Below are 21,548 nucleotides of genomic sequence, written 5' to 3'. Positions count from 1 at the left end.
CCCCGGTGGAGGACTAACCAACAGGGAGCGTGTGGATGAGTATAATTATTGATCGTCGTCTGAACGGAAAAAATAAAAGTACAGTCAACCGTCAGCGTTTTCTTGATCGTTATCGTAAACACATCAAGAAAGCGGTCTCTGAAGCGGTCAATAAGCGCTCTATTACCGATGTCGAGTCTGGCAGTGAAGTCACGATTCCCACCAAAGATTTATCCGAACCTCACTTTTCCCATGGCCAGGGCGGTCGTTACAAGCAGGTGCATCCGGGCAATAAAGAGTTTGTTCAGGGTGACCGCATCAAGCGACCTCCGGGCGGAGGAGGGCGTGGCAGTGGTTCTGGCAAAGCGGGAAATTCTGGTGATGGGATGGATGAGTTTACCTTCCAGATCAATCATGAAGAATTTCTCTCTCATATGTTTGATGATCTGGAACTGCCTAATCTGGTTCGCAAACAACTGCACGAAGCGACAGAGTATGAAACTAAAAATGCAGGCTTTACCAATGAGGGCTCGCCAGACCGCTTAAACATTGTTCGATCACTGCGTTCGGCTCATGCGCGTCGAATTGCATTGGGTGGTTCCAGCCGAAAAGAAATACGAGCACTTAAAAAAGAACTCCGGGAGATGGAAGTCGGTCCCGATGAAATCGATCAGAAACGGGCGAATGAGTTAAGGGAAGAAATTAAACGACTCAACGGTAAGCTCAAGAAACTGCCCTTCATTGATGATTTTGATCTCAAATACAACAATCGTATAAGAGTTCCACGTCCGAGTAACAAAGCGGTCATGTTCTGTGTCATGGATGTATCGGGTTCCATGACGCAGGAGATCAAGGATATGGCAAAACGCTTTTTTATCCTGTTGTACCTGTTCCTGCAGCGTAATTACAAACAGATCGAAGTGGTCTTTATTCGTCACCATACGGCGGCAAAAGAAGTGGATGAAGATGACTTTTTCTATTCAAGGGAAACCGGCGGCACCATTGTTTCCAGTGCGCTGGAGATGAGTCGGGACATCATCAACAAACGTTACAGCCCGTCTGACTGGAACATTTACATCGCTCAGGCTTCTGATGGCGATAACTGGGAAGGTGACTCCAGCGTCTGTTCCAAAATTCTCACTGAATCCATTATGAGTAAGGTGCAGTACTTCTCCTATGTAGAGATTACTGACCGTGCCCATCAGAACCTCTGGCGCGAATACGAATCGGTTGCCGAGCAGTTTCCCGATCATTTTGCCATGCAGCAAATCAAAACGCCTGAAGATATATTCCCGGTCTTCCGGAGACTGTTCGAGAAAAAGGAAACCGCATGAGTGATGACACAACCTTGAATGTTGATGAAGCCACTAGCGATGAAAAAGACAGGCAGTACATTTCGAAGGGGCCCGACTGGACCTTTGAACTGATTGAAAAATACGACAGAGAGCTGGCAAGAATTGCCGACAAGTTCCGGCTGGATACCTATCCGAACCAGATCGAGATCATCAGCTCTGAACAAATGATGGATGCCTACTCATCCACTGGCATGCCATTGATGTATAACCACTGGAGTTTTGGCAAACAGTTTCTGCATACACAGCAAAATTACCAGCGTGGTCGAATGGGGCTGGCTTACGAAATTGTGATCAACTCCAACCCTTGTATTGCCTATCTGATGGAAGAAAACACCATCACAATGCAGGCACTGGTGCTGGCGCATGCCTGTTATGGGCATAACTCTTTCTTTAAAGGTAATTATCTGTTTCAGACCTGGACCGATGCAGAGTCGATCATCGACTATCTGATGTTTGCCAAATCGTATATTGCCCAGTGTGAAGAAAAGTACGGGGTGGAAAAGGTTGAAGAGGTTCTGGACGCCTGCCATGCCCTGATGAATCAGGGGGTGAATCGTTACAAGCGGCCTCGTCCCCTGTCTGCCGAGCAGGAAAAAGCCCGTCAGGAAGAACGAGCTGAATACATTCAGCGTACTTTGAATGACATCTGGAGCACGATTCCGAAGACAGAAGAAAAGGCAGAAAAGAAAACGGTTCGCTTTCCAAAAGACCCTGAAGAAAATGTTTTGTATTTTCTGGAAAAACACGCACCCTTGCTGGAGACTTGGCAGCGCGAACTGGTGCGAATTGTCCGGAAAATAGCTCAATATTATTATCCGCAGCGACAGACTCAGGTGATGAATGAAGGCTGGGCAACGTTCTGGCATTACAACCTGATGAATGAGCTGCATAAAGAAGGCAAAGTAGACGACGGTTTTATTCTTGAGTTTCTGCACTCGCACTCCAACGTCATTTATCAACCTTCTTTTGACAGTCCATTTTACAGCGGCATCAACCCTTATACTCTGGGCTTTAACATGTTTCAGGATATCCGCCGCATTTGTGAAGATCCTACGGATGAAGACCGGCAGTGGTTTCCGGATATCGCTGGTAGTGACTGGCTTGAAACCGTGCATTTTGCAATGAAAAACTTCAAGGACGAAAGTTTTATTCAGCAATTTTTGTCGCCCAAGGTTATGCGGGATCTGCGGCTGTTTTCGGTGCTGGATGATGAAAGCAAGTCTTACCTTGAAGTTGACGCTATCCATAACGGCTCCGGTTATAAGGAAGTCAGGGAAGCACTGGCTGCACAATATAATCTGGGAAACCGAGAGCCGAACATTCAGGTTTACAATGTTGATACTCGTGGCGACCGGACATTAACGCTTAGACACTATGAACATCAGGGGCGACCACTGGATAAAACCACACCTGAACTCTTAAAGCACATACACCGGCTCTGGCAATTTGATGTCACCATCGAAACCTGTCAGGGTGATAAAATTGTTCAGTCCTATCATTGTCCGGAAAAAAACACTTCATCCAAAGACCGATAAGTTACAAGCCAAAATCTACGCTATTGGTCAGGTAAACTGATCGGCACCAAAAATATTCTACAGGCATTTGAATACGCCTATAATGACAGGGCGTTACGTGATGATTTTAATAAAAACTAACATCCATTGAGGTATTCAAATGTGGTATGAAGGCATGCTTGCCCTCTCACTCTGGGGAACTATTCTGGCAACTCTGTTGCTGACCCATATTACGATTTTATCTGTCACTATTTATCTGCATCGACACAGCGCCCATAATTCTGTTGACCTTCATCCGGCCATACAGCATTTTTTCCGACTCTGGTTGTGGCTGACTACCGGAATGCGCACGAAAGAGTGGACTGCTATTCATAGAAAGCACCATGCTCAGTGTGAAACCAAAGATGATCCGCATAGTCCGGTACAAAAAGGTTTAGCAACGGTACTTTGGCGAGGCGCTGAATTGTATCGAACTGAAGCCGGAAACCCTGAGACAATCCAGAGTTATGGTCAGAGAACACCAGATGACTGGATTGAAAATCACCTTTATACCCCGCATCCAATACTGGGTGTAGTCATTATGCTCTTGATCGATATCATTCTGTTTGGCGTTATTGGCCTAACCGTTTGGGCCATTCAAATGATCTGGATTCCTTTTTTTGCAGCGGGGGTGATTAATGGTGTCGGACATCATTCCGGCTATAGAAATTTTGAGTGTCGTGATGCTGCCCGAAATATATTTCCATGGGGGCTTCTGATAGGTGGTGAAGAATTGCACAATAATCATCACACCTACCCAAATTCTGCCAAGTTATCTGTTCGACCATGGGAATTTGATATTGGCTGGTTATGGATTCGATTGTTCTGCTTCTTAGGTCTGGCTCGTGCAAAAAAGACTCTTCCACTGGCAGTATGCAACAAACATAAAAGTCATATAGATCGTGATACGGTAATGGCCGTGATCAATAATCGATTTCAGATAATGGCTCAGTATCGCAATCAGGTCATAGTACCTTTAGTGAATCATGAGCGAAAAGTTGCTACAGAAAAGACAAAACGCATTTTAAAATCAGCTCAAAAACTTCTTGCGCGGGAAGAGCAACTGTTGGCTCCTGCACACAGAGAGAAAATTCATTCCATTATTGATACCAGTCAAGTTTTAAATACAATTTACAGGAAAAAGAAAGATTTACAGGCCATCTGGCATCAAATTAAAGATCAAAATGAGCGCATTGAAGCCTTAATTCTCTGGTGTCAGGAAGCGGAAAACAGTGGAATCAAAGTGCTTCAGGATTTTTCAAGAAGTTTGAAAACGTATACACTTCCTGAACCTTTGTTAAGGCAGTGATGATTTGATCACAATTCAGTGGTGAGTCATTCAGAGAATCAATAAAATATTGATTGACCCTATTTTAAGTCAGCAAGGTTATATTGTATTCATTCAATTGGATTATTTTACATTTTTATTTCGTAAATTAGAGTTGAATGCTTCCATCAATTAAAACCTTGCTGTATAAATAAGGTCACTTAGATTAACACCCAAGTCCGTACAAAGCATAATTCGGATAGTAAGTCAGATGAGGGAGTCATTTTAAATGAACGTTTTTGAAGAAATTCAACATCGCCTGAGCAGCAAAACCCGCATTCGTTCCCTGTTCAAAGATGTCCATGCAGAAGATCTGGAGCGCATCATTTCTCGCATGAACGACGTTCTTGCTGAAAAGCTGGAAGCTCGCGATAAAGAAGAAGAAAAGCGTCAGGCTAAAATCGAAAGCATTGAAGCGATCAAACAGATCATGAGTGACCGTGGTGTTTCTCTGGATGATCTGGGTGCTTTGGAAATTGAAGCGCCTAAAAAACGTCGCAACATCCAGAAGTACACTTTTGAATACCAGACCGAAGCCGGTGATACTGTTCAGTGGGAAGGTGCTACTACAGGTCGTCTGCCTCGTGACTTCCAGGCTTACCTGGATCGCACAGGCAAAAAACGTCTGGACTGCGTTGCTGAGTAAAAAGCGCTGAGTAAAGAGAGCTGTAGAGCTTAGCTATTGAAGGTTAAGCTTCTGATCTCAAGTCAGCCAGTTAAAAGCAAAAAGGGAGCCATTCGCTCCCTTTTTGCTTTTAATCCGTTTGATGACGGATGGTCAATCCACCAGAGCCATCAGACGTTTCTTGGGGAAATGACAGACAAATTTACTGCCTTTACCCGGGTGGCTGCTGATACTGATTCGACCACCATGACGAAGCATAATGTGTTTCACGATCGCCAGCCCGAGACCCGTTCCACCGGTAGCATGACTGCGACTTTTATCCACCCGGTAAAAACGTTCGGTCAGACGGGGAATATGGACCGGGTCAATACCAACACCGTTGTCTTCTACCATTAAATGACCACGGTCTTCATCCTGCCACCAACGTACATAAATTTTGCCTCCGGCCGGGGTATAGCGAACAGCATTGAATACCAGATTTGAAAAGGCACTTCTCAACTCATGAGCACTTCCTGCAATCTCGGCCTGTTCAGGACATTCCAGTCGAATCTTATGCTGGCTCTCGCCACTTAATGCCTTACCATCTTCAACAATTGCATGAAGCATTGGTTTGAGCTGGACTGCACTGTCGTCATCAATTTCAGCCGCTTCCAGTTTGGACAGTGTTAAAAGATCCTGCACCAGCCCCTGCATACGCAGCGATTGCTCCTGCATACGGTTCATTGCATTGCCCCAGATGGGCGGAAGGTTTTGGTCGTGTACACCGTCGATCAGGGTTTCCAGATAGCCTGAAATAACCGTCAATGGTGTTCTGAGTTCATGGGATACGTTAGCTACAAAATCCTTACGCATGGTTTCCAACTGCAACAGCCGGGTGACATCGCGGACAATCAACATTCGATTACCACGACCGTAAACCGTGATGTTGATTTCAACCTGATACTCATCATTCAGAGGTGAGGGAATTTGCAAGGGTTTTTGATAACGCCCCTGCTCAAAATAATCCACAAAACGGGGATCTCGCAGAAGGTTTGTTACAGGCTGCCCCTGATCGTCAGGCATTTTGAAACCCAAAAGATCTTCTGCAGCATTATTCCACCACTCAAGGTTGTTATGGCGATCTACCATGACCACGGCATCTTTCAGTGCCGATGTTGATGACTGAATCCGGTCAATCACAGTGGAAAGGCGACGACGTGCACGACCATGGTGTTTTTGCAGGCGGTATATTCCATCAAATATCTCACCCCACAACCCCTTGCTTTCAGGAGGCTCTTCGTTACGATCTCTCGCAGCATTTAACCAGTCCATTAACCGGAATAACTCTTTCACACTCCACAGGCAATAGCCTGCCAATACAACGGAAAGTCCCAAAAAAGCATTGCCCAGAAGCCAGCCGAGACAAAAACCGACACTTGAAAACAACAGCATTCGGCTCAGGACGTAAGATTTGGTAATACTGGTCATTCCGGATCTTTTTTCGAGTTTTGGTTAAGGAAGTATTCGGTATAAATACTTCCTGACAGTCTTAAACTTTTAACGAGAATCGGTAGCCCGTCCCGCGCACTGTCTGCACAAAGCCTTCATAGTCAGACCCCAGTGCTTTTCGCAGACGACGGATATGAACGTCAACGGTTCGTTCTTCCACATAGACATTGCCGCCCCACACCTGATCCAACAGCTGCCCCCTGGTATAAGCACGTTCCTGATGAGTCAGGAAAAACTGCAGCAGGCGGTATTCGGTAGGCCCCATTTCTGCCGGGTTTCCGTCGATGCTGACGCGATGGCTGACCGGATCAAGCTCAAGGCCTTTTATGACAATCGGACTCTGGGCATCTAACCCTCCTGCACGACGAAGTACGGCTTTTAAGCGAGCTGCCAATTCCCGTGGTGAGAAGGGTTTAACAATGTAGTCGTCTGCACCGGTTTCCAAGCCCTGAATTTTATGATCTTCCTCGCCTTTCGCGGTCAGCATGACAATAGGAATTTCAGAAGTCAGTTCATTACGCTTTAAGCGTCGTGCAAATTCAATACCGGAAATGTCGGGTAACATCCAGTCCAGCAAAATAAGGTCGGGTTTATTATCAACCACCTGGGCATGGGCTTGCTTGGCGTCTGCCGCTTCCAGACAGTTATAACCCGCCATTTCCAAAGCGACAGAGACCATTTCCCTGATGGGTTCTTCATCATCGACGATGAGAATTGTTCTTCCTGACATGCCTGTTCACCTTTCGTGTCTCATCCGTTGCGTCTTATTGGTAGTGGAATCAGACAATCTGTTTCACCAGACAGATTCCTCCTATTTGCGCCATTACAACGCCCAAATGTTACAAACAGATGACACTCCTTTTTTGTGGAAGCTTAAAAAGGCTTAAACATAACTGAAAGCAATGCCCAAGAAAATCACGGCTCCTACCCAATGATTGCTGAGAAATGCTTTAAAACAGTTCATTCTTTCACGGTGTTGCGTACGTAACTGCTGATGGGTAAATAAACCGGTCGCAATCAGCAACGAAACATAAAAACTCCAGCCAAGTCCTGCCTGAATACCGACCATCACTAATGTTGCAATGGCGAGGCATTGAAGAATTCCGATGATGATATTGTCCAGATCTCCAAATAATATCGCAGTCGATTTAATGCCAATCTTCACATCATCATCACGATCCACCATGGCATACTGTGTGTCATAGCCGACCGTCCAGAACACGTTACCAAGAAATAATAACCAGCCAACCTGACTTATCGTTCCACTCTCTGCTGCATAGGCCATTGGAATAGCCCAGCCAAAGGCGGCCCCTAGCACCACCTGGGGCAAGTGCGTGAAACGCTTGGCAAAGGGGTAAATAGCAGCAAGAGCCAGGCCACCCAGAGAGAGCATTATGGTCAGAGGGTTGGTCAGTAGCACAAGAAAAAACGACAGGATGACCAGCCCGGAGAAAAGCAGTAAAGCTTCCTTTTTGTGGATTTTTCCTGTTACCAGCGGGCGGTTATTGGTTCTCTTCACACTGCCGTCAAAGTCACGATCCGCATAGTCGTTGATGACGCAACCTGCACTGCGCATCAGAACCACACCGGCAATAAAAATTAACAGGTTTTTCAGGCTTGGCAGACCTTCTGCAGCCATCCACAAAGCCCAAAGCGTGGGCCATAGCAAAAGATAAATGCCAATAGGGCGATCCAGCCGACATAGCTGGACAAAATCCTTTACGCGGGGGTAACGAACCGATAAAGAGTGAAGATTGAAAGAGTCCCCCGCCAGCTTTTTGAGATACGTCATAATGATTATCATTGTTGCAACTGGCTTGGGCATCAGTCTAACAGGTTAGGCTTTTTATAAGTACTCCTACATAGGGGTGAGATCGTATTCCGGTAGGAAAAACTCACAGACCGAAATCGCTTTGCCGTTCAGGAGAAACAGAGAACGTCTGCCCCAGCTTTGTTCTTTTTGGTACGGTTTATCTAGATAGTCATTGAATTGGCTGGCTGAAAGTCTGTCGATTTCAATAGGACCACGCTCCAGCGAAGGCTGCTTAAAAAGAAACTCTCCGAGAGGGCGGTCGCCCAGCTCCAATAATTCCCGGTTTGCGCCGGTCAGGCTGGTTGCAGGCAGTACGCTTCGAGCAAACACTCTGGGCTGGTCATCAACCATTAGTAGCACTTGCCGAATGCTGGCCATCTCATGATTGCAGCCCAGAAAATCTTGCTCTGAACGGGGAGGAATGCCCCATTCGTGTTTAAGCACCCTGACTCTGAATTCCTTGGTGCACATCGATTTCAGCCGTTGCGTCAGTGATCCCGAATCAAGCAACCAAGTTCTGTAAGGTTCCGGAATGTCATTGATGCACTCATGACCATGTACTGGTTTGGGTTGCCAAGTCTGGTCAGCAAAATCTGTAAGTGGCATTTGTTGTATTCGTCTGGTCTACTGGCTTCCCGAACACAATAGCACTTAAAAAGAGGGGACTGTAGGACAATTCTGAGTGATGTCCTTTCAGAAAAAGGCAGAGGTATGCCGGGAGCACACCTCTGTAAGATGAAGAATGATTTAGATTCCAAAAAACACAAATTTCAGTGCAAATAGTGCAGCAAGAATCCAGACACTGATACTAACGTCAGATGTTCTGCCCGCCAGAACTTTGATGACCGGATAGGCAATGAAGCCCAGTGCAATACCATTAGCAATGGAGAAGCTCAGGGGCATCATAATAGTGGTGATCAAAACCGGGCCCGCTTCTGTCAGGTCATCCCAGTCGATACGGGTCAGGCTGCCTACCATCAGAACGGCTACATAAACCAGAGCACCTGCAGTCGCATAAGCAGGTACAATACCTGCCAGTGGCGACAAGAACATACACAGAAGGAACAGAGCGCCTACGGTAACAGCCGTCAGACCGGTACGGCCACCCACTGCAACACCGGAAGCACTTTCAACATAAGTGGTCACGGTCGGAGTACCCATAATCGCACCAATCCATGACGCACCGCCGTCCGTCATCAAGGCACGGTTCATGTTGGTCATCTTGCCGTTTTCATCAGCCAGACCTGCTTTATCACCCACAGCAATCAGTGTGCCAGTGGTGTCAAACAGGTTTACGAACATGAAGGCAACAATCACACCAATCATTTCTGGCGACAGAGCCCCCATGATGTCCAGCTTACCCACGATAGGCGTGATACTGGGTGGTGCAGCCACAATACCGGTAAAGGAAACATCACCAGCGATCAGGGCGATCAGTGAAACAATACCAATGGCAATCAACACCGAAGCCTTAATGCCACGGAACGAAAGACCGAGAATCAGGAACAGGCTCAGGCTCGCCATCAATGGGCCAAACTGGGTGATATCGCCCAGAGTCACAATCGTTCCGGGGCTGGCAACCACAACACCAGCACTCTTCAGGCCAATCAGAGCCAGAAACAGACCAATACCACTGGTGATACCGACACGAAGCCCGGAAGGAATGCTGTCGATGATCCATTCCCGTACTTTAAACAGGCTTAGCAGCATGAAGCCAATACCACCCCAGAACACGGCTCCCATTGCCTGTTCCCAGCTATAACCCATGCCTTGCACTACCGCGTAGGCGAAAAAAGCATTCAGACCCATGCCTGGTGCGAGACCCACCGGCCAGTTGGCGTAAACCCCGATAAAGATAGTGCTCAAACCGGCAACAAGGCAGGTGGCGGCAAACAATGCTCCGGAATCCATACCGGCATCCGACAAAATAGCCGGAATCACAAAGATCACATAACACATGGTGATGAAGGTAGTTGCGCCTGCCATCAGTTCCGTTTTGACGGTCGTGTTGTGTTCACTCAGTTTGAAAATACGTTCGAGAAACGATGGTTTCAGCCCTGCGGAGGACCTGAGAACCCCCTGTGTCGTGTTGTTCACACCTGACTCCTCAATAGTTCAAGTGTTTATTATCCAGTCATGGTTCCAATATTCATATCAGAACAAAGCGCATTCAATTTAGTTGAATGTGACGCTTTTATCTGACATTTCCTGTTCAGGATTGGTAAACTCTCTGCGCGACCGGATTCACATCGATAAAGATAACGTCGTCGCCGGAGGGGTTAGTATGAAAAAGTGGCAGTGTGTGATCTGCGGACTTATTTACGACGAAGCAGAAGGCTGGCCAGAAGATGGCATAGAGCCCGGTACGCGTTGGGAAGATGTACCTGAAGACTGGTACTGCCCTGATTGTGGTACCGATAAAACCGATTTTGAAATGATCGAAATTTCCTGATTTCAGCGAAAAGCCTGAATATCATGGCTCACAGGCTCATTCAGCTATTGCCCTCACGGCAACAGTGGATTAGTCTGTTGATTGTTGCCTCACCAATGGAACACAAAAAAACAACAAGGGAGTCCATGACACCATGCGCAAACCAGATCTCGTTAATGCTATTGCCGATCAGGCAGACCTTACTAAAGACGAAGCCGGTAAGGCCCTGAACGCTCTCATTGACGTTATTACCAAAGCACTCAAAGAAGAAGATACTGTGAGCCTTGTGGGCTTTGGTACTTTTCTGCAACGCAGTCGTGCAGCCAGGACAGGCAAAAACCCGCAAACCGGTGAAGCTATTCAGATTGCAGCCAGCAATACCGTTGCTTTCAAGCCCGGAAAAGCATTGAAAGATGCGGTAAACGATTAAAATCGTATTTCAGTACTACATACAATAATAGAGCCCGTCTGTATCAGCATTCGGGCTCTTGTTGTTTTGAAGCTGCCCTAATTAGCCTGCCTGAGCCAGATTTTTTCTGCAAAATGACTGAGTAACCAGAAGCTCAACCCCAGCAGTACAAAAAACAGTGCCTGATGCATCACCTCCCACAGGTATTCAAAAAACAATGTATAAATAAGAAGAATGAAAAAGCTGATGCCCACGTGTCGGTAAAGGTCATCATCCCATTGACTGCCAGCCCAGACAGCCAGTCCGCAGGCAATGGCTAAAGGCAAATTCCATTGCCACAGTTCAAACTGTGACACATCACTCCAACTTGCAATACTGTCGTAGTTACCAAATAGGGCGACGCCCCACAGCCCAATAAACAGGCCAAGCAGACTTATCGTTTTTGTCATTGGAAACAGTAACCGGGTGCGGGCACTGCAAGGCATCAGATAGCTCAGTAATAAAATCGCTGCAGCAAACAGGCTGAATCTGAGAGGCATGTTCATGCCATAGAAGTAAAGAGAGTGCCCTGCCTGATAATCGGTTTCAGCAACAAACCACCAGAATAAAGTCATCAGGGCGAAGAACCACAATGTTCGGGAAGCAAGAACCAGACCTGTAATGGCATAAATAAAGAAAGCCGGAAGTAACAGCAAAGAATAGTGGCTACTTTCAGTATTGAGTGCTTTTCCCAGAAACCAGTCCGATGCAGCAATGAATAAGACGGCAAGAAAGTAGATCGACTCGCGAGTGTAAAATCGTTCAGGTGACTTTTTCGCAACCCTGTAGCCAAAGCACAGAACCAGGGTTGCAGCGACTGCAAACCCGGCAGATTTTATAACGGCTGAAGCGTCAAACAGCCTGAGCAGAAGTTCAATGAGTTGCTCATCCATAAGTACCGCGACAATGGCTAAAACGCCACAAATCACTGTGCAATAAAAGGCATAGCGTGCCAGGATTTGCCAGCCGGCTTTTTTTGGTGTGACCGATTGTCGAAGCCGTTCCGACTGTTCGCTGGTCAGCAGCTCCTTTTCTACCCAGAAAACCAGCAGTTGGTCCAGAAGCCTTATGCCTTTTCTGTTTACCTGCATTCTGACCCCCCGGTAATGACTTGAGCATCAAATACTTATCAAAGTACTTTTGCCATGTATGCGTAAAATCCGCAATCATTTTTTCAGCTGCAAAGTGTTGACTCTTTTGGCGATCATCCCTACTATTCGCACCACTTGCTGAGCACGACAACGCAGCTCACGAGGCCCAGGTGGCGGAATTGGTAGACGCGCTAGCTTCAGGTGCTAGTGTCCGAAAGGGCGTGGAAGTTCGAGTCTTCTCCTGGGCACCAACTCATTACTTGATCAATGAGTTTAAATCGGGTTTAATCCTGATCCCACAAAGAACATTCAAGAGTTCTTAAAAAACTTGATTTGCCCAGGTGGCGGAATTGGTAGACGCGCTAGCTTCAGGTGCTAGTGTCCGAAAGGGCGTGGAAGTTCGAGTCTTCTCCTGGGCACCAAATTCCCCAAAAAAGCCGAATCAGCAATGATTCGGCTTTTTTTATTTGTTTTTTAAGCAATCCCTTCTTCAATCGTTTTGCATTCTTCTTAATCTGCATTTGATTCACTAACGAATCGTCGATTTCTCACAAAGACAATCGCATTTTCCTTATATCCGGATTTTTCTGTTGCTGCATAATAAAACCATCAGTCAGGCAGGATGCCAAAGAGCCAGGAAGGCTTAAACTGAATCAGGAAGCGGTCTGGCAGGAAGCCACCGAACATGGAACGTGACGAAAACAGACCCTAAGGGTCTGTTTTTGTTTATAAATCCATAAAGCGTGTTGACAAAAACAAGCTTCGAACATAATATACGCATCGTTCCTTGCCGGTATAGCTCAGTTGGTAGAGCAACTGACTTGTAATCAGTGGGTCCCGAGTTCGACTCTTGGTGCCGGCACCAAACAAAAGCCCTGTTAATTCAGGCACTTAAAAGCCTCAGTATTGTCTGGGGCTTTTTTGTATCTATCGAAACTGACCACAAAAAACCTATGTCCAGCTAGCATATTTGCGAAAATCATTTTTGATGAAGAAAAAATTGTGATTAAGCTGCTTATGTCGTACGAAGGCTTTCCCCTATCCTTTTTAAACCTCTTTGCAGTTGTCAAAATATTGAACAATCAAATGCCGCACTTTTCAGTATGCTCTCAGGGACCATGAAATGGAGTTTCTCTTAGCTAAAGAACTCAAAACCGAGCCGATGTCTATCAAAACCTTAAATAGGCGATAGCACCATTTCGACGTACTGCTGTTTAAGGTAGTCTGGTAGCTTCAAGGAAGTCTGGAGCTAATATGCGAAAAGATTGGACGTCAGAAGAATTATCTCTCATTGTTGCTGATTATTTTTCTATGTTGATGGATGAGACAGCTCAAAAGTCTACAACAAAGATGAACATCGTCGTTTGACATTGAAGCAACTGAATAATCAGCAATTCCCGACAAATATACGCCTTAAGACGTATACCCTGCTGCAGGGTGAACCATTTTTCGGATTTGCAGCAAACAACCTTCAGCCCAAAGCTGACATTCTGGATGAATTTTTCGCTCAGACACAGGCTCACCCCGGCAGCTATGAAGTATCTGGAATAACAGAACGGATATTATGACCAACTCCTTCAGAGGTTCTTGAGATTATTGCCATAAAAAAGTCTCGCCAAGAGTCAATGAAAAACCACTGAAACAGGCTTCTCATATGCTCCCAAAGCGCTTTTTTAGAGTGGCTTGCCGTCCAGGCTTTCTGAAACAAGCAACACCCTAACTGTTCTATCTGATCAATAAGGAAGGCGGTAAACGTCAGGCAGGCAAAGTTTGTAGCCAAATGCTCCTTGCCGTGTCCGTAGTTGTGTTCGAGGTGGTAACCCTGTGTCTTGAGCGTGTTGAAGGTTTCATTTTCAATCTTCCATTTCGCACGGCCTCCGCGCATCACTCTGGTGACGCTGTCGTCAGTCAGTTGGATATCTGTTACCCAGACATTGGTGTATTTCTCGCCCTTGGGGCTAATCTCAACATATTCCAGATAGTTGACCAGAACATCCTTGTGACTCTTGTTGATGGGAACGTTGTTGACGTATCTGAACCAGTGCCGGTAGCCGTCCTCATCAACGTATTCATAACGGTTAACCTCACCCCTGGCATCCAGATTATCAACCGCCTCAACCAATGACGCATGGTCGCTGTCCTTGGCCACCATAATGAAGCTGTACCCATAAGACTTGACCATTTTTATCGTCGGCCCATCTGAATACAGGTCATCAAATGTCAGTACCAGTTTTAGTTTGGGATGTTCTCTGTAGACGTTTTCCAGCAACCGCTTTAGTGCGGTTTTTTCGCAATCGTTTTTAGAAGCATTGACCTGCTTGGTAATAGGCTCTGGCATCAGAGGCAAGACCTCTTTTTGTCCGGGCTTGACCAGACATATAGCCAACAGTTGGTGGTAATACTGGGGGGTATCAGTATCGGCTTTTTTGATACAACATTCAGGGCAGCTGATCTTGCCTGAAGCGAAATGCCCTGTACCATCCACTGGAGCCAGATAGCCTTCTTCAAAATACTGAAACTTTTTTAGCCACTTCGAACTCTGGACGTAAGAGAAGAGTGACTTGAAAAATGGCCTGAAATGATCAGTTTCAATAGGGTCAAGTATCTCCCGCAGATGGGTGTCACTGGGAATACGCTGAACGCCGTACATCTGGCGCAGGTTGTGAACAACCCTTGGATTTTTACATTCATGCTCAAAGCTCAGAAGTGAAGGGCATTTCATGTGCATCACAGCCAGACCGGACATTATTGCATCAGAGAGAAGAATTTTTTCCTTGCAATTATTGGGACGATGATCAGGTATTAGGGATGCTTGCTGGCGAACAGTATTGATTAACCGATCGACCAAAATTTTGTCTTGCTTAGCAGGCATAGAAATACGACAGTGAATGAGTACTGCATGAAATTTAGCTCAAAGTTCAGGAATTTGCTTTTTTATGGGTCCTTCTCAGACCTTGGTACTGTTGGGCTGAATTAATTCGTCGGGAATTGCTGCTGAATAATCGCTTTGAAGGATCAATAGAGTTCAAACATTGCAACATCAGTGCTTTACTCCATCAGCTGAATATGCTTAAAGCCGAAGCAGTTGATCGCTTCTTTCTGACTTTTATCTGCCGCCCTGTTACACAGATCATGGATCAAGATTAGCGGTACTCTATATAATCCTGATCATAGAGCCAATCAGTGAGACGACTGTCGGGGGAAGTCAGTGAGCCTTGCCGGAATGAGATCAAACCGAGGGGCAGCTAATCCCGCACTTTCAATTACAACCAGTAATCACAAGGGATTCAGCAGCGTAGAAAATTGAAGCATTCGCAGACTTTTGCGTCTAATTTTGGGGGATAGACGACCGTAATCAGTTATTCAGAGCCATGCCTGATCATAAACCACGAAAGCATCTGTGCCTCGACAGCATGATCCAGATGATCTACGACAGCTTCGACAGCATTCCAGACCACCGCCCAAACCGCCGTAAAGACAAGATTTCATTGCTGGACACCTTGATGTCGGCTTTCGCTATGATGCACCTCAAGTACCCATCCTTGCTGGAGTTTGACCGTGAGCGGGAAACCGAAGAACTCAAGTTCAACTTGAAGCATCTATACCGGGTTCAAGGCAGGATACCCTGTGACACTTACATGCGCTCCACCCTTGATCCTGTAGATCCAGGGGCAATGAGAGAACCTTTCAAGCTGCTGTTCAATGAAGTACAGCGGGGTGGAGGGCTCAAGGGCTTCCGCTTTTCTTGCGCCGGCCTGAAGGATCATTACCTGTTAGCCATTGATGGGACAGGGCTTTACTACTCCGGCAAGTGCCGCTGTCAGGAGTGCTGTATAAAAAATGAAGGTAAGGCCAATGAAGCTTACTATCACCAGATGCTGGCCGCCTGCATTGTCCATCCTGACAGAGAAACCGTATTGCCTCTGGCCCCCGAGCCCATTGTTCACCAAGATGGCACAACCAAGAATGACTGTGAAAAAAATGCCCTCAAACGTCTCCTTTCAGACATCAAGCGAGATCACCCACAATTGAAGCTGGTTATTGTGCTGGACGGTCTCTACGCTGATGGCCCGACAGTTCGACTGATAAGAAGTTATGGGTGGCACTACATCATTGTTGCCAAAGATGGCAATCACACTTCGATGATTGAGGCTATGGATGCGCTGGATCAGAAGGGCGATGTCAAACGATTTGAGATGACTGACGGCAACGGTGCCAAACACTGGTGCCGTTATGCCAATGGGGTTCCCCTGAACAAGACTGAACCGGTTGAAATCGTCAATGTGCTTGATTACGTCGAAACAGACAAGAAAGGCAAACGGCACACCTGGGGCTGGATAACCGACATCCCGTTAACCGAAGAAACTGTACTCCCCACAGCCGAAGGAGGAAGATGTCGTTGGCACATAGAAAATGAAACCTTCAATACCCTGAAGAACCAAGGCTACGAACTTGAACACAACTATGGTCACGGTGAGCAGCACCTGGCAACCAATCTGGCTTACCTGACCTTCCTGGCTTTCCTGGTGGATCAAATACAGCAACTATGTTGCCCGGTCTTCCAGAAAGCCCTGAAACTAAGGGCGCGTGGAACACGCACCTATCTCTGGAAATTGATTCTGCGTTACTTTCTTTCCTGGCTGATTGAGAGTTGGGAGGAGATGTTCCAAGCGATCATTCACGGTACTGCTGCAAGAAAGATCCAGTTCGACACATCATAGCGATCATCGTAGCCGGGGTTTCAGGGTAAACAAACTGGAAAAGGAGCACGAAAAGCGTGAGGCAGTTTTTATGCGCTCATCAATTATCTGTACGACCAATCAGTTTTAATACGACTTAAGGCGTATGTTGTGCGGGATTAGCTGGATGATGAGGCCGTTGGCAAATCAAGAGGTGGTCTGACGACTAAAATCCATGCTGCTGTAGATGCTCTGGGAAATCCGGTTCGCTTAATACTGACAGCAGGTCAAGCATCAGAATATGGTCAGGCAAATGCATTAATAGAGGCTTTTTCTGCAGATTATGTTCTTGCAGATAAAGGCTATGACTCAGATGCATTCATTCTGGCTATCGGCTGTATAGGGGCTGAACCGGTTATCCCGCCGAGAAAAGGAAGACTGCAACCAAGGCTCTATGACAGAGAGCTTTACAAGGAGCGCAATCTTGTAGAAAGGTTATTTCAAAAGCTGAAGCACTTCCGGAGAATCGCAACCCGATACGAACGGTTGGGTCGAAATTACTTGGGAATGCTTCAGTTGACAGCTTCTTTGGTCTGGTTGGCGTAATTGAGAACGCCCCCTAGGTCTGATTCTGGTTCTTTGGGTTCATTCAGCTTCTATCAGTGACAGCCTTTCTGGAGAGATATTGCTTGCCTGTGTGATCAAGCACTTTAAGAAAATCCGTAAGGTTTGGGCAGACTGCGGTTACAGAGGGTATCTGGAAGAGTGGTTTTATCGGAGAAAGCCAAGACGAGAGCTGGAAATCACAAAGCGCCCACGGGGTAAATTTGTTGTGCAAGCCAAGCGATGGGTCGTAGAGAGAACCTTTGGGTGGTTTGAAGGCTCTCGTCGCTTGGCGAAGGATTATGAGCAACTACCAGAAAATTCAGAATCGTTTATCTATATATGCATGATTCGAATAATGGTTAAGAGGCTTGTTTAGTTTTAAAACAGCCTCTTAATTTACAAAATGAAATGTCATGGGAGACAACGTGTCGCAGATAGAATGAGGCGGTATCAGTATTTCAATGACCAGAGCATAGAGCCACTTACCTGTGGCTCAGTGGATCATCGATTGAGTAGCTGATCAATCTTATCTTCGAGCTTATCGAACCGGTCATTCATCTTGTTGAATCTGTCGTCCATTTTATCGAGTCTGTCATCTATCCTGTCGAAGCGGGCATTAGTCGCAGCCTTAAAGTCAACCAGCTGCTCAGATACATGAGTGGTCTGGCGGGTTAACTCATAAATCATCTGTCTTAATTCAGCCAGTGCTACATCCTGTCTTGCAGCCTCTTCGGCCTGAGTTACATTGATGCCCAGCTCCACCAGTGAATCGTACAATGCTTTGTTGATCACTCTACGCCTCCCTTTATTCCTGGGAGCTGAGTATAGCTAAGACCGACAGATTCTCAGGGCTTTGCAATCGGAAAATCAGGCCGTGCAGGTACTTCAACGGGTTCTTTCTCCAGCTTTTCAAGAAGAAACTGTATGGCTTTGTCGAGCTGAGCATCGTTGCCATTGAATGTGGCATGAGGCAGGTTGTCGATCTGGATATCGGGTTCCAGCCCCCAGTTTTCTCCTACCCAGCGACCATTGGATTTATAGCCTGCCCGATGGGGAACGGTAATAAAGCCATTGTCCATCAGTTCGGAGAAGAACATCCAGATACGACCGCCCCAGGTTCGGGTGCCAATTAACGTGGCCAGTTCCAGTTCCCGAAGGTCTTCAGCCAGCTCTTCTGCGTCAGAAGCCGTATGTTCGTTGATCAGAACAACAATGTGCCCTCTGAAGGCATAGGGCATGTTCCAGTTAACCGCGTTGCCCAGAAAAGTATTGAAGGTAAGAGCCTTTCTTTGCAGTCGGCTGATAATCCAGCTGTCAATGTTTCCTCCCGTGTTGTTGCGAAGATCAAGTATTAAGCCGCCACGGTTGAAGACAGGATAGTATTGTTGCACCCACTGCTCAAAGTCTTCGGACTCCATACCCTTCATGTGCACATAGCCCAGCTTTCCCTGTCCCTTAAGCTCGGTGTGTTGTTGTCGGCTGAATACCCATGAATCGTACAGAAGGTTGGCTGATTGTTCAGGGTCTACAGGCCAGACAATTTGCTCAATGGAATCCTTGGTTTCGGCTTTATTAATGGTCAGTAGCACCTGCTGGTTTTCTTTGAAGGTAAGACGTTCTTCTATGGGTTGGTCGTTATCCAGAGGCAGGTGATTGATCGCAGTAATAATGTCCCCTTCTTCAATCTGAGTACCCGGACGAGCTAATGGAGATCGTTTCAGAGGATAATCAGGATCGGTTTTATAAATCTGATCAATCTGCAGCCCTTCGTCTTTTTTGGATAACACTGCACCCAGAGAACTTTCTATACTCCACCTGTCATTGAAGCGCAGATCGCCTCTTCCGTTATTCAGGTGCAGCACGCCCAGTCGGCCAATCATACTGCTAATGATTTGGTTCAAATCCTGCCGGTCAGTCACGCGGTCGAGCATTTGCAGATGGTTGTCCAGTTGTTCAGGCCAGTCGGTGCCATTCATAGTGGGGTCTGCAAACAGATTGTTCAGTAAAGACCAGACGGTGGATAACAGTTGTTGCCATTCATCCCTGGGCGAAACAAAAACACGCCACTGCTCCAGAGAGACAGGCTTAAAATCAATGCTGTTTTCCGGAACTCCGGTAGGAATCAGAGCAAATTCATCTCTGTCACCATGAATCAGAATCTGTTCTCCGGATTTTGCTGGCTGATAGCCCGTTAAACCGGTTGCGACTGTAAAAGGCTGATTATCCGGCGTATTACTGACTTCCAGACTGCGCAGTGTAAAGGTGTTTTCAGAGTCGGGCTCTCCCCAGAACAGGTAGCCACCCGCAAAATCCAGACCATAGTAGTCCCCGGCAGGAACCGGCACCTGATACAGACGATCCTGCAATTCGTTTAGCTCAACGGTAATACGTTCAGGTTGATGGTTTTCAGCAGCTTCTTCTTTTTGCTGTTCTTTTTCCATCATCCGGGCAATCTTTTGTTGCAGGACTTCGTTGTCAGGTTCAAAAGGCCAGATGGCTTCCGGGTTCATGGCGTACATGAAAATCCCTTTGGTTTGTTCTGAGTAAGGCTCTGGCTGATTGGTATCGAACGGATTTGAAACTCTGGAGTTAAAGAAACGTTGTGAAATAAACATCAGCCATTTACCGCTCGGGCTCCAGACAGGAGTATGGCTGTCTGTACGGTCGCTGGTGATGGCGGTCAGGGTATTGTCTGAAAGACTATAAAGATAAATCTGTTGTTTGAGGTTTTTGGCCCGGTGAGAAAAGGCGAGCCACTGGCTGTCGGGAGACCAGCTGAAATGTCCGGGATCCATGACATCCGGTTCAAATTGTTTAATGGTTTCTGTCACGCCCGATTGAATATGTGTTAACCGGACGGTGGCGGTGGAATCTGTCCAGACAAAAAACTCGTTATCCGGTGAGAGCACAGGCTCAACTTCTACCGTTTTATCCGTCTGATGGATTTTCACCGGTTGATTGCTGCCATCCGCAGGTAATAGCCAGAATGACTGATGAATGCCTTCCCAGGCGACTCCCAGAAGATGGTTGGAAAGGGGTAAATATTGTGCCGACTGGAAGAATACATTCTTTTCAGGGTTTGGAATGGATATTGTTCTTCCATCTTTTACAGGTAGTAAGTTCACCTGTCCTCGTGCCACCAGAGCCAGTTGGGAGGCGTCTGGGGAAAGGTCGTAATTAGACAAATAACCTGCAGGCCAGTGCAGCCAGTGTGGTCGTCGCTGCTCAAAGTCGGAAGCCAGTGTTATCTGGATTTTCTCTGCTTTGGCGTTGGTCTGTTTTAAATCCAGTGCGTAGAGGTCTGGTCCCAGCTGATAAACAAACTGGCCATTGTCCTGAGCGATATAGACAATATCCATACCTTTGTGAAAAGTATGCTGAATAAGATTTTGCCCGTCTGTATTCATTGACCAGAGGTTACTGCTTTCGTCCCGGTCACTGATGAAATAAATGCGCTGATTCCAGAACAGAGGCTGTTTACTGGTTCCCGGAAAGTCTTTGGTTAAAGGTATGGCTTCTTTGCCTTCAGGGTATTTCCAGATGTTCTGTGCCGTTCCACCCTGATAGTGCCTGATTTTGTGGCTAGGGCCGGAAAATCGGGTAAAAAAAAGTGCCCTGCTGTTTCCGGCGCTGTCATCAAAACTGCCCTCAAAAGCCTGAGCCAGAGGTAGCCAGTGCTTTGTCAGGCTTTTTGTGTCCTGTGTAACAAGCTGGAAGTTTTCTTTGTAAATGTTTCGCTTGTTGGTGGCGTAGAGTATTTCTGTGTTATTAACCCAGCCTCGTGGAAAGACAATGCCCTCTGAAAAAGTCAGCCGCTTCGGCAGTCCACCAGAAAGCGGCATGGTGTAGAGGTTGTATGAACCATCGTATTCGGCAAGGAAAGCGACCTGCTGCCCGTCCGGAGATATAAAAGGAAAGGCTTCACGACCATGGCTGGTAGTCAAACGTGTGGCCGTGCCCCCTGCCAGTGTTGTTTTCCACAGATCCCCCTCTGCCGAGAAGACAATCGTGTCTTTATGAATACTGGGGAAATGGTAATAGCCTTCATTACTGGCACTCAGGGAAAAGGAGACAAAAAGCAGAGTTGCCAGAAGTAAGGTAAGGAAGCGCATATCAAGCCCGTTGTTTTGATTTTATTTCATTAAGGTAGCAG

Annotated in this window: 18 protein-coding genes and 3 tRNA genes; 12 read left to right on the top strand and 9 right to left on the bottom strand. The window is 46.6% G+C overall.

The window, feature by feature from the left end; all coding sequences use genetic code 11:
* Nucleotides 1-35: 35 nt before the first annotated feature.
* The 4 genes from EZMO1_RS24335 (at nucleotide 36) to EZMO1_RS24320 (ending at nucleotide 4,860) form a co-directional block, all read left to right on the top strand.
* Entirely contained in the window at nucleotides 36-1,313 is a 1,278-nt protein-coding gene (locus EZMO1_RS24335) for a YeaH/YhbH family protein (RefSeq protein ID WP_034877729.1), read from the top strand.
* A complete protein-coding gene (locus tag EZMO1_RS24330; RefSeq protein ID WP_051790285.1) occupies nucleotides 1,310-2,869 on the top strand; it encodes a SpoVR family protein in 1,560 nt (519 codons plus the stop codon). Before EZMO1_RS24335 ends, EZMO1_RS24330 begins: the two co-directional genes overlap by 4 nt.
* 139 nt (nucleotides 2,870-3,008) lie before the next feature.
* Nucleotides 3,009-4,196: a DesA family fatty acid desaturase gene (locus EZMO1_RS24325; protein ID WP_034877730.1), complete on the top strand. Its 1,188-nt coding sequence runs from the start codon at nucleotides 3,009-3,011 to the stop codon at nucleotides 4,194-4,196.
* A 247-nt stretch (nucleotides 4,197-4,443) separates the two neighbouring features.
* A complete protein-coding gene (locus EZMO1_RS24320) occupies nucleotides 4,444-4,860 on the top strand; it encodes an H-NS family histone-like protein (RefSeq protein ID WP_034877731.1) in 417 nt (138 codons plus the stop codon).
* 132 nt (nucleotides 4,861-4,992) lie between these two features.
* On the opposite strand, the gene phoR is transcribed toward EZMO1_RS24320, so the two are convergent.
* From phoR to EZMO1_RS24295, 5 genes are all read right to left on the bottom strand, one after another.
* Complete coding sequence (gene phoR / locus EZMO1_RS24315) at nucleotides 4,993-6,306, bottom strand: phosphate regulon sensor histidine kinase PhoR (protein WP_034877732.1); 1,314 nt, start codon at nucleotides 6,304-6,306, stop codon at nucleotides 4,993-4,995.
* A 61-nt stretch (nucleotides 6,307-6,367) separates the two neighbouring features.
* Nucleotides 6,368-7,057: a phosphate regulon transcriptional regulator PhoB gene (gene phoB / locus EZMO1_RS24310; RefSeq protein ID WP_034877733.1), complete on the bottom strand. Its 690-nt coding sequence runs from the start codon at nucleotides 7,055-7,057 to the stop codon at nucleotides 6,368-6,370.
* A 153-nt stretch (nucleotides 7,058-7,210) separates the two neighbouring features.
* Nucleotides 7,211-8,119 carry a 4-hydroxybenzoate octaprenyltransferase gene (gene ubiA / locus EZMO1_RS24305; protein ID WP_051790532.1) on the bottom strand — a complete coding sequence of 303 codons (909 nt, stop codon included), beginning with the start codon at nucleotides 8,117-8,119 and terminating at the stop codon, nucleotides 7,211-7,213.
* A gap of 66 nt (nucleotides 8,120-8,185) precedes the next feature.
* Nucleotides 8,186-8,746, bottom strand: a complete 561-nt coding sequence (locus tag EZMO1_RS24300; RefSeq protein ID WP_051790288.1) for a chorismate--pyruvate lyase family protein — start codon at nucleotides 8,744-8,746, stop codon at nucleotides 8,186-8,188.
* A 141-nt stretch (nucleotides 8,747-8,887) separates the two neighbouring features.
* A complete protein-coding gene (locus EZMO1_RS24295) occupies nucleotides 8,888-10,126 on the bottom strand; it encodes an NCS2 family permease (RefSeq protein WP_051790534.1) in 1,239 nt (412 codons plus the stop codon).
* 298 nt (nucleotides 10,127-10,424) lie between these two features.
* Between EZMO1_RS24295 and EZMO1_RS24290 the strand changes: the two genes are divergently transcribed.
* Together EZMO1_RS24290 and EZMO1_RS24285 are read left to right on the top strand one after the other, a co-directional pair.
* The gene (locus EZMO1_RS24290) at nucleotides 10,425-10,592 is read left to right on the top strand and encodes a rubredoxin (protein WP_034878621.1); all 168 of its coding nucleotides are present in this window, start codon (nucleotides 10,425-10,427) and stop codon (nucleotides 10,590-10,592) included.
* A gap of 133 nt (nucleotides 10,593-10,725) precedes the next feature.
* Complete coding sequence (locus tag EZMO1_RS24285; RefSeq protein ID WP_034877734.1) at nucleotides 10,726-11,001, top strand: HU family DNA-binding protein; 276 nt, start codon at nucleotides 10,726-10,728, stop codon at nucleotides 10,999-11,001.
* Between the two features lie 77 nt (nucleotides 11,002-11,078).
* Here the strand turns inward: EZMO1_RS24285 and EZMO1_RS24280 are convergent, their stop codons facing one another.
* Entirely contained in the window at nucleotides 11,079-12,110 is a 1,032-nt protein-coding gene (locus EZMO1_RS24280) for a DUF2157 domain-containing protein (protein ID WP_051790291.1), read from the bottom strand.
* Nucleotides 12,111-12,274: 164 nt separating this feature from the next.
* Here EZMO1_RS24280 and EZMO1_RS24275 point away from each other — a divergent pair.
* The 3 genes from EZMO1_RS24275 to EZMO1_RS24265 all read left to right on the top strand — a co-directional run bounded on the left by EZMO1_RS24275 (nucleotide 12,275) and on the right by EZMO1_RS24265 (nucleotide 12,975).
* A tRNA-Leu gene (locus tag EZMO1_RS24275) sits at nucleotides 12,275-12,361 on the top strand.
* Nucleotides 12,362-12,445: 84 nt separating this feature from the next.
* Nucleotides 12,446-12,532, top strand: a tRNA-Leu gene (locus EZMO1_RS24270).
* 367 nt (nucleotides 12,533-12,899) lie between these two features.
* Nucleotides 12,900-12,975, top strand: a tRNA-Thr gene (locus EZMO1_RS24265).
* Between the two features lie 666 nt (nucleotides 12,976-13,641).
* On the opposite strand, the gene EZMO1_RS24255 is transcribed toward EZMO1_RS24265, so the two are convergent.
* Nucleotides 13,642-14,982: a transposase gene (locus tag EZMO1_RS24255; RefSeq protein ID WP_082211863.1), complete on the bottom strand. Its 1,341-nt coding sequence runs from the start codon at nucleotides 14,980-14,982 to the stop codon at nucleotides 13,642-13,644.
* Nucleotides 14,983-15,481: 499 nt separating this feature from the next.
* Here EZMO1_RS24255 and EZMO1_RS24250 point away from each other — a divergent pair, with 499 nt between their 5' ends.
* From EZMO1_RS24250 to EZMO1_RS28385, 3 genes are all read left to right on the top strand, one after another.
* Nucleotides 15,482-16,831 carry a transposase gene (locus EZMO1_RS24250; protein WP_051789206.1) on the top strand — a complete coding sequence of 450 codons (1,350 nt, stop codon included), beginning with the start codon at nucleotides 15,482-15,484 and terminating at the stop codon, nucleotides 16,829-16,831.
* Between the two features lie 141 nt (nucleotides 16,832-16,972).
* Nucleotides 16,973-17,395, top strand: a complete 423-nt coding sequence (locus EZMO1_RS28390) for an IS5 family transposase (protein ID WP_086936499.1) — start codon at nucleotides 16,973-16,975, stop codon at nucleotides 17,393-17,395.
* 19 nt (nucleotides 17,396-17,414) lie between these two features.
* Nucleotides 17,415-17,771: a transposase gene (locus EZMO1_RS28385; RefSeq protein WP_082212259.1), complete on the top strand. Its 357-nt coding sequence runs from the start codon at nucleotides 17,415-17,417 to the stop codon at nucleotides 17,769-17,771.
* A gap of 125 nt (nucleotides 17,772-17,896) precedes the next feature.
* Here the strand turns inward: EZMO1_RS28385 and EZMO1_RS24240 are convergent, their stop codons facing one another.
* Both EZMO1_RS24240 and EZMO1_RS24235 read right to left on the bottom strand, forming a co-directional pair.
* On the bottom strand, nucleotides 17,897-18,187 hold the full coding sequence (locus EZMO1_RS24240) for a hypothetical protein (protein ID WP_034877737.1): 291 nt from the start codon (nucleotides 18,185-18,187) through the stop codon (nucleotides 17,897-17,899).
* Between the two features lie 53 nt (nucleotides 18,188-18,240).
* The gene (locus EZMO1_RS24235; RefSeq protein WP_034877738.1) at nucleotides 18,241-21,507 is read right to left on the bottom strand and encodes a S41 family peptidase; all 3,267 of its coding nucleotides are present in this window, start codon (nucleotides 21,505-21,507) and stop codon (nucleotides 18,241-18,243) included.
* Nucleotides 21,508-21,548 lie beyond the last annotated feature (41 nt).

This window comes from Endozoicomonas montiporae CL-33, assembly GCF_001583435.1.
GTDB classification, from domain to species: Bacteria; Pseudomonadota; Gammaproteobacteria; order Pseudomonadales; family Endozoicomonadaceae; genus Endozoicomonas_A; species Endozoicomonas_A montiporae.
Note: the sequence above shows the minus strand (reverse complement) of the source record. Positions and strands in the feature narration are given on the sequence as shown.

What these genes read in the sequence shown, in the direction of transcription:
- EZMO1_RS24335 (WP_034877729.1), top strand. Translation starts at nt 36, where the DNA reads ATGAGTATAATTATTGATCGTCGTCTGAACGGAAAAAATAAAAGTACA.
- EZMO1_RS24330 (WP_051790285.1), top strand. Translation starts at nt 1,310, where the DNA reads ATGAGTGATGACACAACCTTGAATGTTGATGAAGCCACTAGCGATGAA.
- EZMO1_RS24325 (WP_034877730.1), top strand. Translation starts at nt 3,009, where the DNA reads ATGTGGTATGAAGGCATGCTTGCCCTCTCACTCTGGGGAACTATTCTG.
- EZMO1_RS24320 (WP_034877731.1), top strand. Translation starts at nt 4,444, where the DNA reads ATGAACGTTTTTGAAGAAATTCAACATCGCCTGAGCAGCAAAACCCGC.
- phoR (WP_034877732.1), bottom strand. Translation starts at nt 6,306, where the DNA reads ATGACCAGTATTACCAAATCTTACGTCCTGAGCCGAATGCTGTTGTTT.
- phoB (WP_034877733.1), bottom strand. Translation starts at nt 7,057, where the DNA reads ATGTCAGGAAGAACAATTCTCATCGTCGATGATGAAGAACCCATCAGG.
- ubiA (WP_051790532.1), bottom strand. Translation starts at nt 8,119, where the DNA reads ATGACGTATCTCAAAAAGCTGGCGGGGGACTCTTTCAATCTTCACTCT.
- EZMO1_RS24300 (WP_051790288.1), bottom strand. Translation starts at nt 8,746, where the DNA reads ATGCCACTTACAGATTTTGCTGACCAGACTTGGCAACCCAAACCAGTA.
- EZMO1_RS24295 (WP_051790534.1), bottom strand. Translation starts at nt 10,126, where the DNA reads ATGGCAGGCGCAACTACCTTCATCACCATGTGTTATGTGATCTTTGTG.
- EZMO1_RS24290 (WP_034878621.1), top strand. Translation starts at nt 10,425, where the DNA reads ATGAAAAAGTGGCAGTGTGTGATCTGCGGACTTATTTACGACGAAGCA.
- EZMO1_RS24285 (WP_034877734.1), top strand. Translation starts at nt 10,726, where the DNA reads ATGCGCAAACCAGATCTCGTTAATGCTATTGCCGATCAGGCAGACCTT.
- EZMO1_RS24280 (WP_051790291.1), bottom strand. Translation starts at nt 12,110, where the DNA reads ATGCAGGTAAACAGAAAAGGCATAAGGCTTCTGGACCAACTGCTGGTT.
- EZMO1_RS24255 (WP_082211863.1), bottom strand. Translation starts at nt 14,982, where the DNA reads ATGCCTGCTAAGCAAGACAAAATTTTGGTCGATCGGTTAATCAATACT.
- EZMO1_RS24250 (WP_051789206.1), top strand. Translation starts at nt 15,482, where the DNA reads ATGCCTGATCATAAACCACGAAAGCATCTGTGCCTCGACAGCATGATC.
- EZMO1_RS24235 (WP_034877738.1), bottom strand. Translation starts at nt 21,507, where the DNA reads ATGCGCTTCCTTACCTTACTTCTGGCAACTCTGCTTTTTGTCTCCTTT.